Source organism: Streptomyces canus (assembly GCF_030815415.1).
GTDB classification, from domain to species: domain Bacteria; phylum Actinomycetota; class Actinomycetes; order Streptomycetales; family Streptomycetaceae; genus Streptomyces; species Streptomyces canus_F.
The window spans coordinates 3,234,848-3,249,757 of record NZ_JAUSWW010000001.1; the positions used below are offsets into that span (position 1 = coordinate 3,234,848).

General features: G+C 70.1%; 7 protein-coding genes and 3 pseudogenes. 2 read left to right on the forward strand and 8 right to left on the reverse strand.

Translation table 11 applies throughout. The features are described from left to right. Positions 1-5: 5 nt before the first annotated feature. The 6 genes and pseudogenes from ftsH to nsdA all read right to left on the reverse strand — a co-directional run bounded on the left by ftsH (position 6) and on the right by nsdA (position 9,711). Positions 6-1,936, reverse strand: a pseudogene (gene ftsH / locus QF037_RS14725) (ATP-dependent zinc metalloprotease FtsH). Positions 1,937-2,039: 103 nt separating this feature from the next. Further along, a complete protein-coding gene (ffh, locus tag QF037_RS14730) occupies positions 2,040-3,593 on the reverse strand; it encodes a signal recognition particle protein (RefSeq protein ID WP_307025387.1) in 1,554 nt (517 codons plus the stop codon). 159 nt (positions 3,594-3,752) lie between these two features. Beyond that, complete coding sequence (locus QF037_RS14735) at positions 3,753-6,206, reverse strand: [protein-PII] uridylyltransferase (RefSeq protein WP_307025389.1); 2,454 nt, start codon at positions 6,204-6,206, stop codon at positions 3,753-3,755. Between the two features lie 25 nt (positions 6,207-6,231). Then, on the reverse strand, positions 6,232-6,570 hold the full coding sequence (locus QF037_RS14740) for a P-II family nitrogen regulator (RefSeq protein WP_003997576.1): 339 nt from the start codon (positions 6,568-6,570) through the stop codon (positions 6,232-6,234). After that, positions 6,567-7,904 (reverse strand): ammonium transporter, encoded by a 1,338-nt coding sequence (locus tag QF037_RS14745; RefSeq protein ID WP_307025391.1) that lies wholly within the window; start codon positions 7,902-7,904, stop codon positions 6,567-6,569. The genes QF037_RS14740 and QF037_RS14745 overlap by 4 nt, the downstream gene beginning before the upstream one ends. Positions 7,905-8,216: 312 nt before the next feature. Then, positions 8,217-9,711, reverse strand: a pseudogene (nsdA, locus tag QF037_RS14750) (transcriptional repressor NsdA). Positions 9,712-10,145: 434 nt separating this feature from the next. On the opposite strand from nsdA, the pseudogene QF037_RS14755 reads away from it, so the two are divergent. Continuing rightward, positions 10,146-10,812, forward strand: a pseudogene (locus QF037_RS14755) (bifunctional DNA primase/polymerase). Positions 10,813-10,916: 104 nt separating this feature from the next. Here the strand turns inward: QF037_RS14755 and ftsY are convergent. After that, complete coding sequence (gene ftsY / locus QF037_RS14760) at positions 10,917-12,119, reverse strand: signal recognition particle-docking protein FtsY (RefSeq protein WP_307025394.1); 1,203 nt, start codon at positions 12,117-12,119, stop codon at positions 10,917-10,919. A 245-nt stretch (positions 12,120-12,364) separates the two neighbouring features. Between ftsY and QF037_RS14765 the strand changes: the two genes are divergently transcribed. Continuing rightward, positions 12,365-13,336: an LLM class flavin-dependent oxidoreductase gene (locus QF037_RS14765; protein ID WP_307025396.1), complete on the forward strand. Its 972-nt coding sequence runs from the start codon at positions 12,365-12,367 to the stop codon at positions 13,334-13,336. Between the two features lie 125 nt (positions 13,337-13,461). Here the strand turns inward: QF037_RS14765 and QF037_RS14770 are convergent, their stop codons facing one another. Beyond that, complete coding sequence (locus QF037_RS14770; protein WP_307025398.1) at positions 13,462-14,877, reverse strand: sugar porter family MFS transporter; 1,416 nt, start codon at positions 14,875-14,877, stop codon at positions 13,462-13,464. Positions 14,878-14,910: the final 33 nt, after the last annotated feature.

The window sequence follows — 14,910 nt, forward strand, 5'->3', positions numbered from 1 at the left end:
CGGTCTCAGCCTTCCGTCTCCTTCGTCAGCCGTGTGATCCCCGCGATGCGATACGCGTCCGCCTCCTCCAGGGTCTCGTTCACCAGCAGGGCCTGGGCGAGGGCGTCCAACTGGTCGCGGTGGTCCCGGAGTTTGCGGCAGGCCTCCTCGTAGCAGTCGTCCACGATCCGGCGCATCTCGTGCTCGATCACGTCCAGGGTCTGCGGGGCCGCCGAGAGACCGTAGGCCTGCTGGGCGTCACCGGGCAGCGCGGACAGCCGGCCCACGCGCTCGCTCATCCCCCACCGTGCGACCATGCCGCGCGCGATGTTGGTGACCTGTTCGAGGTCGTTCTCCGCACCGGTGGTGATGGCGTCGTAGACGACGTGCTCCGCGGCCATGCCACCGAGTGCGCCGATGATGCGGCCACGCAGGTACTCCTCGGTGTACGCGTACCTGTCCGCGTCCGGCGTGGACAGCGTCACGCCGAGGGCCCGGCCGCGCGGCACGATGGTGATCTTGCGGACGGGGTCGGCGCCCGTTGCAGCATGCCGAGGAGGGCGTGTCCGTAGGCGGTGCGGCGACGTTCCTCCTCGGGCATCACCAGCGGGCGTTCGGCGCCCAGTTGGACCTTCTCCAGCGCCTCCGAGAGGTCGGCCTGTGTGACTCTCCCCTGCTTGCGCTTCACCGCCGGCAGCGCCGCCTCGTTCGCCAGGTTGGCCAGTTCGGCGCCGGTCATGCCCGGGGTCGGACGGGCGACCTGGGCCAGGTCGACGCCGTCGGCGAGCGGGATCTCGTGGGTGTGGATCTCCAGGGTCGCCTCACGGCCGCCCCGGTCCGGGGGCGAGACCATGACCACCCGGTCGAAGCGGCCGGGACGGGTGAGAGCCGGGTCCAGGACGTCGGCCCGGTTGGTCGCCGCGATGACGATGACCCCCTCCGAGCCGGAGAAGCCGTCCATCTCGGTGAGGATCTGGTTGAGGGTCTGCTCGCGTTCGTCGTGGCCGCCCATGCCCGAGCCGCCGCCGCGGGCCCGGCCGATGGTGTCGATCTCGTCGATGAAGATGATCGACGGAGCCACCTTGCGCGCCTCGGCGAACAGTTCACGCACGCGTGAAGCGCCGACACCCACGATCATCTCGATGAACTCGGACGCGGAATCCGAGAAGAAGGGCACCCCCGCCTCACCGGCGACGGCCCGTGCGAGCAGGGTCTTCCCGGTACCGGGCGGGCCCTCGGGCAGCACACCGCGCGGCATCTTGGCGCCCGTCTTCCGATACGCGTCCGGGTTCTTCAGGAAGTCGACGACGTCGTTGAGCTCGCCCTGGACCTCGTCGATGCCCGCCACGTCCTGGAACGTCGTGCGCTTCTCCCCCGACTCCAGCTCGACCGGCTTGGGCGGGGCCTTGCGTCCGAGCATCCCGCCGACGCCGCCCATCCCCGCGCTCATCCGCCGCGCGATGAAGATCCACAGCACGACCAGGAGCAGCATCGGGGCCAGCGAGATCAGCAGGTTGGACAGGAAGCTGCGTTGCTGGACGACCGGCCCCGCGGTGACGGTGACGTCGTGCTTGGTCAGGTCCTCCCAGAGCCGGTCGTCCGCGAAGGTCGGCCGCTCGGTCGTGAACTTGGTGCAGGTGCCGTCGCCCTCGGGGTCGTCCTGCTTCTTCTTGAGCTGACCCTGGATCGCGTCGCCCTTGGCGTAGATCTTGCTGACGTTGCCGTCGTCGACCTGCTTGCTGAACTCGGTGTACAAGATCGTCGGCTCGTCGCCGTCATTGAAGTACGACAGCACGAGGTTGGCGACCAGGAACACGACCAGCGCGGTGAGGAGAAGGCTCCACCAGCCCCCGCGCGGCTTCCGCCCGCCGGCCGGCGGCTTCGGCGGCTCCTGCGGGGTGCCCTCGGTACGCCAGGGCTGGTCGAGGGATTTCCGCGACGGCGCAGGGTTGGTCATATCCGGACGTTGCGACAGGAAAGCCGCACGAGCATGTGCGCCTATGGCGCTGGGGGCGCCCTCCACAACGGAGGGCGCCCCCAGCGACGTACAGAACGAATCGTCAGCCCATGAACTTCTTGAACTCGTCCGGCAGCTCGAAGTCCTGCGGGGCCTGCTGGCCCGGCACACCGAAGGCGTTGCCGCCCTGGGCGCCCGCTGCCCGGCGCGCGGCCTCCTCGGCCTCCTGCTGCTTGCGCTTCATCGGGTTGCCGGAGCGCTGCTTGCCCTTGGCCTGCTTCGGCTGCTTCTTGGCGCGGCCGGGACCGCCACCCATGCCCGGCATCCCGGGCATCCCCGGCATGCCGCCGCCCTGAGCCATGCGGGACATCATCTTGCGGGCCTCGAAGAACCGCTCGACCAGGTTCTTGACCGCGCTGACCTCGACACCGGAGCCCTTGGCGATACGGGCGCGGCGGGAGCCGTTGATGATCGTCGCGTCCTGGCGCTCGGCCGGGGTCATCGACTTGATGATGGCGGCCGTGCGGTCGACGTCGCGCTCGTCCAGGTTGTTGATCTGGTCCTTGATCTGGCCCATGCCGGGGAGCATGCCGAGCAGCTTGGAGATGCTGCCCATCTTCCTGACCTGTTCCATCTGGGCCAGGAAGTCGTCCAGGGTGAAGTCCTGGCCCTTCTTGGACGCCAGCTTGGAGGCCATCTTCTCGGCCTCTTCCTGACTGAACGTCTTCTCCGCCTGCTCGATCAGGGTGAGCAGGTCACCCATGTCGAGGATGCGGGAGGCCATCCGGTCAGGGTGGAAGGCGTCGAAGTCCTCGAGCTTCTCGCCGTTCGACGCGAACATGATCGGCTTGCCGGTGATCTGCCGGATCGACAGGGCCGCACCACCGCGGGCGTCACCGTCGAGCTTGGAGAGCACCACGCCGTCGAAGCCGACGCCGTCGCGGAAGGACTCGGCGGTGTTGACCGCGTCCTGGCCGATCATCGCGTCGACGACGAAGAGGATCTCGTCGGGCGAGACGGCGTCCCTGATGTCCGCCGCCTGCTGCATCATCTCCTGGTCGATGCCGAGGCGGCCGGCGGTGTCCACGATCACGATGTCGTGGACCTTGGACTTGGCGTGCTCGATGGAGTCCTTGGCGACCTTGACCGGGTCACCCACGCCGTTGCCGGGCTCCGGCGCGTAGACGGCCACGCCCGCGCGCTCGGCGACGACGCTGAGCTGGTTCACGGCGTTGGGGCGCTGGAGGTCGGCGGCGACGAGGAGCGGCGAGTGGCCCTGCTCCTTCAGCCAGCGGCCGAGCTTGCCCGCGAGGGTGGTCTTACCGGCACCCTGCAGACCCGCGAGCATGATCACGGTGGGCGGCTGCTTGGCGAAGCGCAGTCGCCGGGTCTCACCGCCGAGGATCGTGACGAGTTCGTCGTTGACGATCTTCAGAACCTGCTGCGCCGGGTTCAGGGCCTTGGAGACGTCGGAGCCGAGCGCGCGCTCCTTGACGTTCTTGATGAACGTACGGACGACCGGCAGGGCCACGTCCGCTTCGAGAAGGGCGATGCGGATCTCGCGGGCCGTGGCGTCGATGTCCGCCTCGGACAACCTGCCCTTGCCGCGGAGATTCTTGAAAGTCGCGCTGAGGCGGTCGGAGAGGGTATCGAACACGGCGGCGTCGGTCCTCGGAGTCGGGGGCGTTTGGACTGCCTTCCAGGGTATCCGGCCCGGCAAGCAATTCGTCCCCGCCCGCCGGGTTGAGCGGACGGGGACGGAAACCCGCGCGTCGGCGGGGAACACATTCGGCTGTCGGGCGACACGACCGCGAGGTCACGCCCGCAGCGTCTCCTCCAGCTTCCGCGCCACGCTCGACGCCTCCTCCCCCGGCAGCGGTGCCCCCTCGGGCCCCGTGACATAGAACGCGTCGACGGCGTTGGCGCCCAGCGTGGACACATGGGCGCTGCGCATCCGCACTCCCGCGTCCTCCAGCGCCCGTCCGATCCGGAACAGCAGCCCCGGTGCGTCCTGCGCGCGCACCTCGAACACCGTGGCCAGCCGGGACGCGGCCGGATGGACGCTCACCCGTGCCGCGGGCGCCACCACACCGCGCCTGCGGGGATACGCGGCGTCCCGCTCGGCCAGCCGCCCGGCGATGTCCAGCGAACCGTCCAGCGCCCGCACCAGGTCCGCGCGCAGTCGCGCCGCCTGCGGCAGGGAGCCGTACTCCGCCGCCACCCGCCAGTTCAGCAGCAGCACCGAGCCCTCGACGCCGTCCGGCAGGTCCAGGGCACGCAGCTCGGCCGTGCGGACGGTCAGGCGATGCATGGCGAGCACGCCGGCCACCGCGGGCAGGACGCCCGCCCGGTCGGGTACGGCGATCAGCAGCTCCACACCGAGCGGCTCGGGGTCACCGGCCGGCTGTCCCTCCGCGACGGCCGGCGGCTCGGTCTGCGCGCGCAGCGACAGCACCGGGCTGCCCGTCGCGATCGCCTCGATGGCGAGCCGCTCCTGTTCGGCGGTGGGCGCGGCGGCCTCGGGTTCGTCCGGGTCGTCGCCGGCGAGCACGGCCGCGACCCGCTTGACCAGGTCGGCTACGAGCGAGCCCCGCCAGGACGACCAGGCGGCCGGCCCGGTGGCCAGCGCGTCGGCCTCCGTCAGGGCGTGCAGCAGTTCGAGGGTGCCCTGCGAGCCGACCGCCTCGGCGACCGAACGGACCGTCGCCGGGTCCTCCAGGTCACGCCGGGTGGCCGTGTCCACGAGCAGCAGGTGATGGCGTACGAGGGAGGCGAGCACCGCCACGTCCTCGCGGTCGAAGCCGATCCGGCTCGCCACGTCACGCGCGATGATCTCGCCGGCCACGGAGTGGTCACCGGGCCATCCCTTGCCGATGTCGTGCAGCAGCGCGGCGACGAGCAGCAGGTCGGGGCGGTTGACGCGCCGGGTGAACTCGGAGGCCCGTACCGCGGTCTCGATGAGATGCCGGTCGACCGTCCAGATGTGCACCGCGTTGCGCTGCGGCCGGCAGCGCACCCGCTCCCAGTCGGGGAGCAGACGGGTGATCAGCCCCTCCGCCTCCAGCGCCTCCCAGACATCGATCGTCGGGGAGCCGGAGCCGAGCAGGGTCACGAGCTGTTCGCGTGCCTCGGCGGGCCAGGGCGTGGGCAGCGGGCGCACATTGGCCGCCATGCGCCGTACGGCGTGCAACGACAGCGGCAGGCCCGCCTGCGCGGCGGCCGCGGCGGCGCGCAGCGGGAGCACGGGGTCGCGTTCGGGACGCGCGGCGCGGGCGAGCACCACCTCGCCGTCCTGCTCGACCACGCCCTCCGCCAGCGGCGACCTGTCCGCCACCGGCTTGCCGCCGCCCAGCATGGCGCGCAGCCGCGGCCGCACGGCGCGCGAACGCAGCACGCGGCCCACTTCGCGCCAGGTGACATCACTGGCGTAGGCGATGACGCGCGCGGCCTCGTACACCTGCCGCAGCAGCGTGTCCGCGTCGAGCAGTCCGAGCTCGGCGGCGACCTGGTCCTGCTCCTGGAGCGCGAGCCGGTCAGTCGCGCGCCCGGTGGTGAGGTGCAGGGCGTCGCGTACGTCGAGCAGCCGGCGCCGGGCGTCGTCGAGGCCCTCACGCGGGGCGTCGGCCAGCCAGGAGGCGGCGACGGCGCGCAGGGCGGTGGCGTCCCGCAGTCCGCCGCGGGCTTCCTTCAGGTCCGGCTCCAGCAGGTACTGGAGCTCGCCCTGGCGCTCGGCGCGCTCGGCGCACAGCTCCTGGAGCTCGGGGAGGCGCTTGGGCGCCTGGTTGCGCCAGTCGGCGAGGACGGCGGTGCGCAGTCCGGCGGTCAGGCCCAGATCACCGGCGAGGTGACGGGCGTCCAGGAGACCGAGCTGTACTTTCAGATCCTCCGCGGCCGTCTTGCGGGCTTCGGCGGGCGTCCGCACGGAGTGGTCGAGGGCGAGGCCCAGGTCCCAGACCGGGTACCAGAGACGGTCGGCCAGGGTCGCGACGGCGCCGGAGTCGCTGCCGTCGTGCAGCAGGAGCAGGTCCAGGTCGCTGCGCGGGGACAGCTCGCCACGGCCGTAGCCGCCGACCGCGACCAGGGAGACCCCGCGCAGTGCCTCGGAGCCCGTGTCGAAGAGCCCCGACAGCCAGTCGTCCGTCAGTTCGGCGAGGGCCGAACGGCGCGGCGGCCCGGACTGCGCCCCCTCGGTGAGGAGGCGCAGCCGGGCCGCCGCGTAGCCGCTGGGTCCCGAGTCTTCTGCTTCTTTTCGCACGTCCGTACTCGACACCCAGCAGCTCCTAAATCTTCTTCTGTCAGAGCGCGTCGGGTCCGCGCTCGCCGGTCCGGACCCGTACGGCCGTCTCGACCGGCAGGGACCAGACCTTGCCGTCACCGATCTTGCCGGTGCGGGCGGCCTTGACGATGACGTCGATCAGCTGTTCGGCGTCATCGTCCTCGGCGAGGACCTCGATGCGGATCTTGGGGACCAGGTCGACGGTGTACTCGGCACCGCGGTAGACCTCGGTGTGGCCCCGCTGACGACCGTAACCGCTCGCCTCGGTGACCGTCAGGCCGTGCACTCCGAAGGCCTGGAGGGCTTCCTTGATCTCGTCGAGCCGGTGGGGCTTGACGACTGCGGTGATGAGCTTCATGCGTCCACCTTCTTGCCCGCTCCTGCGGCGGCCGGAGCGGCCGAGGTCTTGGCGGCACCGCCACCGGCGCCGCTGAAGTCGTATGCGGTCTCGGCGTGCTCGGCCTGGTCGATACCGGCGATCTCTTCGTCCTCGGTGACCCGCATGCCGATGGTCTTGTCGAGGATGAAGGCGAGGATCGCGGAGGCGATCAGGGAGTAGGCGAGGACACCGCCGACACCGGCGAGCTGCTTCCACAGCTGGGTCCACGAGTGATCGCCGTAGAAGACACCGGTCGCCTCCGACTGGCCCTTGCCGCTGGCGAAGAAGCCGATCAGGACCGAGCCCGCGATACCGCCGACGAGGTGGACACCGACGACGTCGAGCGAGTCGTCGTAGCCGAACTTGTACTTCAGGCCGACGGCCATGGCGCACAGGACACCGGCGATGGCACCGATCGCGATCGCGCCGATCGGGGTGACCGCGCCACCGGACGGGGTGATGGCGACCAGACCGGCGACCGCGCCGGAGGCGGCGCCCAGCGTGGTGAACGCGCCGTGGCGGATCTTCTCGTAGACGAGCCAGGCCAGCATGGCGGCGGCGGTGGCGACCTGCGTGTTGACGAACATCAGCGTGCCGACGCCGTCGTCGTTGCCGAGCCACGAACCGGCGTTGAAGCCGAACCAGCCGAACCACAGCAGACCGGCGCCGAGCATGACCAGCGGGAGGCTGTGCGGGCGCATCGGGTCCTTCTTGAATCCGACGCGCTTGCCGATGACGAGGATCACGCCGAGCGCCGCGGCACCGGCGTTGATGTGGACCGCCGTACCACCGGCGAAGTCGATCACGCCCAGGTCGAAGGCCCAGCCGCCGGTACCCCAGACCCAGTGGGCGACGGGGAAGTACACGATCGTGGCCCACAGCGCGATGAACAGCGCCCAGGCGGAGAACTTCACACGGTCGGCCAGCGCACCGCTTATCAGGGCGGGCGTGATGATCGCGAACATCAGCTGGAAGACCATGAAGGCCAGGACCGGGATGTTGTACGGGAGCCAGAGGTCGCCCTTGTCGATTCCGCTGAGCCCGACGAAGTCCGACGTCCAGCCGACGAGGCTGCCCTTGTCGGCGCCGAAGGCGACGGAGAAGCCGTACAACACCCACAGGATGGTGATGATCCCCATGCTGATGAAGCTCATCATCAGCATGTTCAGGGTGCTCTTGACGCGGACCATGCCTCCGTAGAAGAAGGCCAGACCCGGGGTCATGAGCAGCACCAGGGCGGAACAGATGAGCATGAAGCCCGTGTTGGCGGGCGACAGCTCTACGTCTGCCGCCATCGTGATGGCTGGTGCCATCGGCGTCTCCTCGTCGTTGGTACGGCCCCGTGCGGGCGAAGCCTGAGCGGATTGAGGGGTGGGCCGGTTATGCGCCATGAGATTGGCGCAGCGCGGTTTCGTTGGAAGCCCCTCGTTGTTTCGCCGCCGTGACGAAGGCGCCTTACGTGTTACGCCTCAATGAACTGCCGGATGTTCGCCGGAATGATCGTTATCGTGCCGCAACCTTCGGGAAGGCAAGAAACCGGCCGCGGTCGGCCTTCCGATGACCTGGCACGGGGGAGCCGAGTCGGGCAGTTCGGGAGGGTCGGCCGCGGCCGGGGCTCAAGGAATTCAGACTGCTTCGGCCGTCTCCGGAAGCTCGATGCCGAGCTTCTCGGTGAGATCCACAACCTCGGCGAGATCACCGAAATCGCGTACGGCCGTGTCCACCGTCTTTCGGATACGAGTGTTCACCCGCTCGGAGCGGACCTTCTTGGCGATATGCATCGCCTCCTCGGTCAGCACCGTGCTCCGCTCGGGCTCGCGCTGGAGCAGGTGCACGGTGGCCATGCCGATCAGGTTGAGTGCGTACGACCGCTGGTGCTCGGCGTCATTGGCGAAGAGGTCCACGGCCCGCTGCATCAGGGGCTCGGCCAGGGACGCGTACGTGGGGCTGCGGCCGGCGACATAGGCCAGGTCACGGTAGGAGTGGGAGTTCTCGCCGTACAGCTCGGCCTCGGAGAAGAAGCGGATCCAGTCGGGGTCCGGCTCGTCCCATTCATCGGAGTGCGGCGAAGGTGTCCTCGGCCATCCGGACGGCACGCTTGCACTTGCCGGGCTGTCCCATGTTGGCGTACGCGCGGGCCTCCATCGCATACAGCATCGACTGGGTGCGCGGACTCGCGCAGTCCCGGCTGCCGTACTGCGCGAGGTGGATCAGCTCCAGGGCGTCGTCGGGCCGGCCCAGGTGGATCATCTGGCGGCTCATGCTGGACAGGACGTACGAGCCCAGCGGCTTGTCGCCGGCCTCCTTGGCGGCGTGCAGGGCCAGGACGAAGTACTTCTGCGCGGTGGGCTGGAGCCCGACGTCGTACGACATCCAGCCCGCGAGCTCCGCCAGTTCGGCGGCGACCTTGAACAGCTTGCGGGTGGTGGTGTCGGGCTGGGGTTCCTGGAGGAGGTCCGTGACCTCGTGCAGCTGGCCGACGACCGCCTTGCGGCGCAGACCGCCGCCGCACTGGGCGTCCCACTGCCGGAACATCACCGTGGTGGACTCGAGGAGGTCCAGCTCGGGCTTGGACAGCCGGCCGACCCGGCGGGCCGCGGCCGCCGACTCCGGCTCGTGGTGCGCGGCGGATGTGGAGGGCACGAGCCAGCGCTGCATGGGCTCGATGAGGGACGGGCCCGCGGACAGGGCCAGCGAGGTCCCGAGGAAGCCGCGCCGCGCCAGCATCAGGTCGCTGCGCGAGAACTCGCTGAGCAGGGCCACGGCCTGCGGGCCCGTCCAGGGCAGGTCGACCCCGGACACGGACGGTGACTGGCGGGCGGCGCGCAGGCCGAGATCCTCGACCGAGACGACACAGCCGAACCGCTCGGAGAACAGCTCCGACAGGATCCTGGGGATCGGTTCACGGGGATTCTCGCCGTCCAGCCAGCGGCGGACGCGCGAGGTGTCGGTGGAGATGTGGTTGGCGCCCAACTGGCGGGCCCGGCGGTTGACTTGGCGGGCGAGTTCACCCTTCGACCAGCCGCTGCGCACGAACCACGAGGTGAGCAGCTCATTGGGGCGCTTGTCACCGTTCGCCGCGCTGCCGGCGCCCGTTCCACTTTCGCCGTTGCCGCTCACTGGAACGCCCCCATCCCTGAGACCACTTGTCGCTGAGTGCGCCAAGCCCTATCAGAATGCCGGTAAATACGGCCGCCCGTCCGGTACTTCTCACCCTTCGAACGGGATACCGACTTGCCTCCGGCATACCCATAAGTGCATGTGCCCCCAGGACTCGTGCACTCACAGTAATCCTACGATCACCCCTCCAACCATGAGGATCCCGGAAACGCCACCATTCGCCACCCCTTCGAATGAACTCACGGTCGCCTGCGCGCGATTCACTTGACATAGGACAGCCGGGAGTGGGCGGAACGGTGCACTCAGGGGCGCACAAGGCCGGGCACGCCACCCGGGGCGCATCCGGGCGCCGAGTGGACGTTCGGGAGCAGCCCTCAGGTCACTTTCCGTGCACGTCTCGTAACCACCGGTGCGTCGGACCCGTTGGAGGGGGCATGGGCTTCACGATCGGCAGCAGTCGGGGTATCCGCGACATCCGGTCCTCCTCGCGTCGCCGCGGCCGCTCGTCGGACTGCACCGCCGTGGCCGAGTTCACCGGACTCTGGGGCTGGGACGTCGTCCCGGGCGCCCGGGCCGCCGCGGGCGCCTGCTCCTGCGGCCGGGCGGACTGCCGGGCACCGGGCGCGCACCCGCTGGACTTCGCACCGGAGGTGCCCGCCGGGGCGACGCTGGACGAAGTGACCGGCGCCTGGGCCGAGTTCCCGGGAGCCTCGGTGATGCTGCCCGTCGGCAGGGCCTTCGACGTGATCGAGGTGGCGGAACCCGCCGGCCGCCGCGCCCTGGTCCGCCTGGAGCGCATGGGCCTGCCCCTCGGCCCGGTGACGGCGACCCCCGAGGGCCGCGCGCAGTTCTTCGTCGCCCCCGGCGCCGCCGCCGAACTGCCCGAACTCCTCTACCGCATGGGCTGGGACGACCCGACCTCCCTGGACCTGCGCGGCCTGGGCCCCCGGCACCCACATCACGGCCCCGCCCTCGGACCGGGCGGGCCTGGGCCCGGTCGAGTGGCTGCGCTCCCCCGCGCTGGACTCGGCGACGAAACCGCCGGCGGCGAGGCTGCTGCTGGGGACGCTCGCCTATGTGGCGCACCGGTCGCGGGCGTAGCGGTACGAGCAGGCGTACACGGCGAAGTGCCCGTCCCCGACTGCATCTCGGGGGCGGGCACTTCTTCATGTGGAGGCATTCTCTCCACCGACGGCGGGTGAGTACTACTCACCGATAAGTGCATCCACGAACGCTTCCGGCTCGAAGGGCGCCAGATCGTCGGCACCCTCACCGAGACCCACCAGCTTCACCGGCACGCCCAGCTCCCGCTGGACCGCGATCACGATGCCGCCCTTGGCGGTGCCGTCCAGCTTGGTCAGCACGATGCCGGTGATGTCGACGACCTCGGCGAAGACACGGGCCTGCACGAGGCCGTTCTGCCCGGTCGTGGCGTCCAGCACCAGGAGCACCTCGTCGAGCGGCGCCTGCTTCTCCACAACCCGCTTGACCTTGCCGAGCTCGTCCATGAGCCCGGTCTTGGTGTGGAGGCGCCCGGCGGTGTCGATCAGCACGACGTCCGCACCCATCTGCTTGCCCTCCTTCACCGCGTCGAAGGCGATGGAGGCGGGGTCGCCGCCCTCGGGGCCCCGGACGGTGTGGGCGCCGACCCGGTCGCCCCAGGTCTGGAGCTGGTCGGCGGCGGCGGCACGGAAGGTGTCGGCGGCGCCGAGGACCACACTGCGGCCGTCGGCGACCAGGACCCGGGCGAGCTTGCCGGTGGTGGTGGTCTTGCCGGTGCCGTTGACACCGACGACCATCACGATGCCGGGCTTGCTGGTCTCGGGCTCAGTCCTGACCGTGCGGTCGAAGTCGGTGCCGAGCAGCTTGAGGAGCTCCTCGCGCAGCAGGCCGCGCAGCTCCTCGGGGGTCCGGGTGCCGAGCACCTTCACGCGCTCGCGCAGGCCCTCGACCAGTTCCTGGGTGGGGGCGACGCCGACGTCGGCGGTGAGGAGGATGTCCTCGATCTCCTCCCAGGTGTCCTCGTCGAGGTGCTCGCGCGACAGGAGCGTGAGCAGCCCCTTGCCGAGCGCGTTCTGGGAGCGGGAGAGGCGCGCGCGCAGGCGGACGAGCCGTCCGGCCGTGGGCTCGGGGACCTCGATCTCGGGGATTTCAAGAGCCGGCGGCTCCTCGACGGCGACCGGGGCCGAGCCGTCCGGGAGATCCACCTCCTCTATCGTCCGGCGCGGTTCGTCGCGGGGCGTCTCGGCCTCGTCGCCGACGTGCGGCTCGGCCGGAGGGGCGGTGATGTCGGGCGCTGCGGGAGGCGGCGGGGGCAGCGGCTTCTTACGTCGGCTGCCGACGACGAGCCCGCCGAGCACACCGAGCACGACCACGGCGATGACTACAGCAAGGATGACGGTTTCCATAACCTGTCCAGTATCAGTCATGGGCCCCTGCCGGACCCAGCCTGCACTTTCCACCAAAGGACAAAAGGGCCTGTAGAGGATCAACCAGATCAAAGCACGATGGTGCCCCATGAGCACCACCGCCTCCTGGTACCGGGGCGGCTTCGGGCCGGGGGCGGCCTCGTCCGAGGGCCCGCGACCATGGCCATCTGACGCATCGTCAGCTAGCGTCCCCCTCCACCGTCCAGTGCATCGAGGGGGAACCCATGCCCGTCACGGTCGTACGCTTCAACCTCGTCGAACCCGGCGCCGGCCCCGCCTCCCTCCGCGCCCGCTACCAGACCGCCCTGGAGATGGCCGCGTACGCCGACGAGCACGGGATCACCACCGTGCAGACCGAGGAGCACCACGGCGTCGCCAACAACTGGCTGCCCTCGCCGTTCGCCTTCGCGGGCGCCGTCTTCGGCGCGACCCGGCGGATCGCGGTCACGGTCTCGGCGATCATCGGCCCGCTGCACGACCCGCTCCGGCTGGCCGAGGAGATCGCCGTACTGGATCTGCTGAGCGGCGGCCGCCTGGTGACGGTCGCGGGAATCGGCTACCGGCCCGAGGAGTACGCCCAGTTCGACGTGGACTGGAAGCGGCGCGGCAAGCTCCAGGACGAACTGCTGGAGACGCTGCTCAAGGCCTGGACCGGCGAGGAGTTCGAGTACCGGGGCCGTACGGTACGGGTCACCCCGCGCCCCTGCACCGACCCGCACCCCCTACTCCTGGTCGGCGGCTCCTCCCGGACCGCCGCACGCCGGGCCGCCCGCCTGGGCCTGCCGTTCTTCCCCAGCGCGCATCTGCCGGAGCTGGAGGCGTACTACAAGGAGCGGCTCGTCGAGTACGGCACCGAGGGCTGGACCATGATGCCCGCCGCCGAGACACCGCTGCTGCACATCGCCGAGGACCCGGACCGGGCGTGGGACACGTACGGCTCCTGCTTCCTGCACGAGGCCCGGACGTACGCCTCCTGGCAGTCCGGGGACATCCGGTCCGCCGTGAGGTCGGGGGCCACGACCGTGGACGAGCTGCGCGCCGAGGGCGTGTACCGGATCCTGACTCCGGCCGAGTGCGTGGCGCAGGGCCTCGGCAACCTCGTCCTGCATCCGCTGGCGGGCGGGATGCCGCTGGAGGAGGGGTGGCGGAGTCTGCGGCTGTTCGCGCAGGAGGTGCTGCCGGCGCTGACGGACTGACCTGTGCGGTGGCCCACCGGCACCGCCGCCCCCGACCCGGGCAGTGACCGGGTCGGGGGCGGCGGCAGGATACGGGGAGAAGGGCAGCGGGGATGGGCCCGTCCCCCCGAGTTCGTGCGGGCCGTTCAGCCCATCTCCTCCAGCGTCTTGCCCTTCGTCTCCTTCACGAACTTGAGGACGAACGGGATGGAGAGCGCGGCGAAGACCGTGTAGATCACGTAGGTCAGGGAGAGGTTCCAGTCCGCCAGCGAGGGGAAGCTCGCGGTGATGGCCCAGTTGGCGATCCACTGCGCGGAGGCGGCCACACCCAGGGCGGCGGCGCGGATCCTGTTCGGGAACATCTCGCCGAGGAAGACCCAGACGACCACACCCCAGGACAGGGCGAAGAAGAGGACGAAGACGTGGGCGGCGATCAGGGCGGTCCAGCCCTGCGCGGCCGGCAGCTTGCCGTCGACCAGGTCGAAGGAGAAGGCCCAGGCCTCCAGTCCGAGACCGATCACCATGCCGACCGAGCCGATGAGGGCCAGCGGCTTACGGCCGACGCGGTCCACGAAGATCATGGCGATCACGGTGCCGACGATGTTGATGATCGACGTCGTGAACGAGTAGAGGAACGAGTCCGTCGGGTCGACACCGACCGACTGCCACAGGGTCGAGGAGTAGTAGAACGCGACGTTGATGCCGACGAACTGCTGGAAGACCGAGAGGCCGATACCGACCCAGACGATCGGCTTGAAGAAGAAGCTGCCGCCGAGCAGGTCCTTGAAGGTGGACTTGTGCTCGCTGTTCATGGCGTGCTCGATCTCGCTGACGCGGGCATCCAGATCGACGGTGTCGCCCTCGACCTCCTTGAGGATCTCGCGGGCGCGCTCGTGCTTGCCGACGGAGATCAGGAAGCGCGGGGACTCGGGGATCGCGAAGGAGAGCAGACCGTAGAGGACGGCCGGGATCACCATGACGCCGAGCATGACCTGCCAGGCCTCGATGCCCATCAGCTTGCCGCGCTGGTCACCGCCGGCCGCGTTCAGCAGGCCCCAGTTGACCAGCTGTGAGACGGCGATGCCGATGACGATCGCGGCCTGCTGGAAGGAACCGAGGCGACCGCGGTAGGCCGGTGGGGCGACCTCCGCGATGTAGGCGGGGCCGATCACAGAGGCCATGCCGATGGCGAAGCCGCCGACGACGCGCCAGAAGGCGAGGTCCCACAGGGCGAAGGGCAGCGCCGAACCCACCGCGCTGACCGTGAAGAGCACAGCCGAGATCTGCATGCACCGGATGCGGCCGATCCGGTCGGCGATCCGGCCGGCGGTCGCGGCGCCGATGGCGCATCCGATCAGAGCGATGGCGATGACCTGGGCCAGCGCTGCGGAGCCGATGTCGTAGCGATCCCGGATGGCCTCGACCGCGCCGTTGATCACGGAGCTGTCGTAGCCGAAGAGGAAGCCTCCCATCGCGGCCGCCGCCGCGATGAAGATGACGTGCCCGAGGTGCTCGGGCTGAGCCGACCTGGCTCCTGACTTGGGTGCCGCTGTGCTGGTCAAGTGAGACTCCTCGGGCCACCGGCAGCGCTGCCG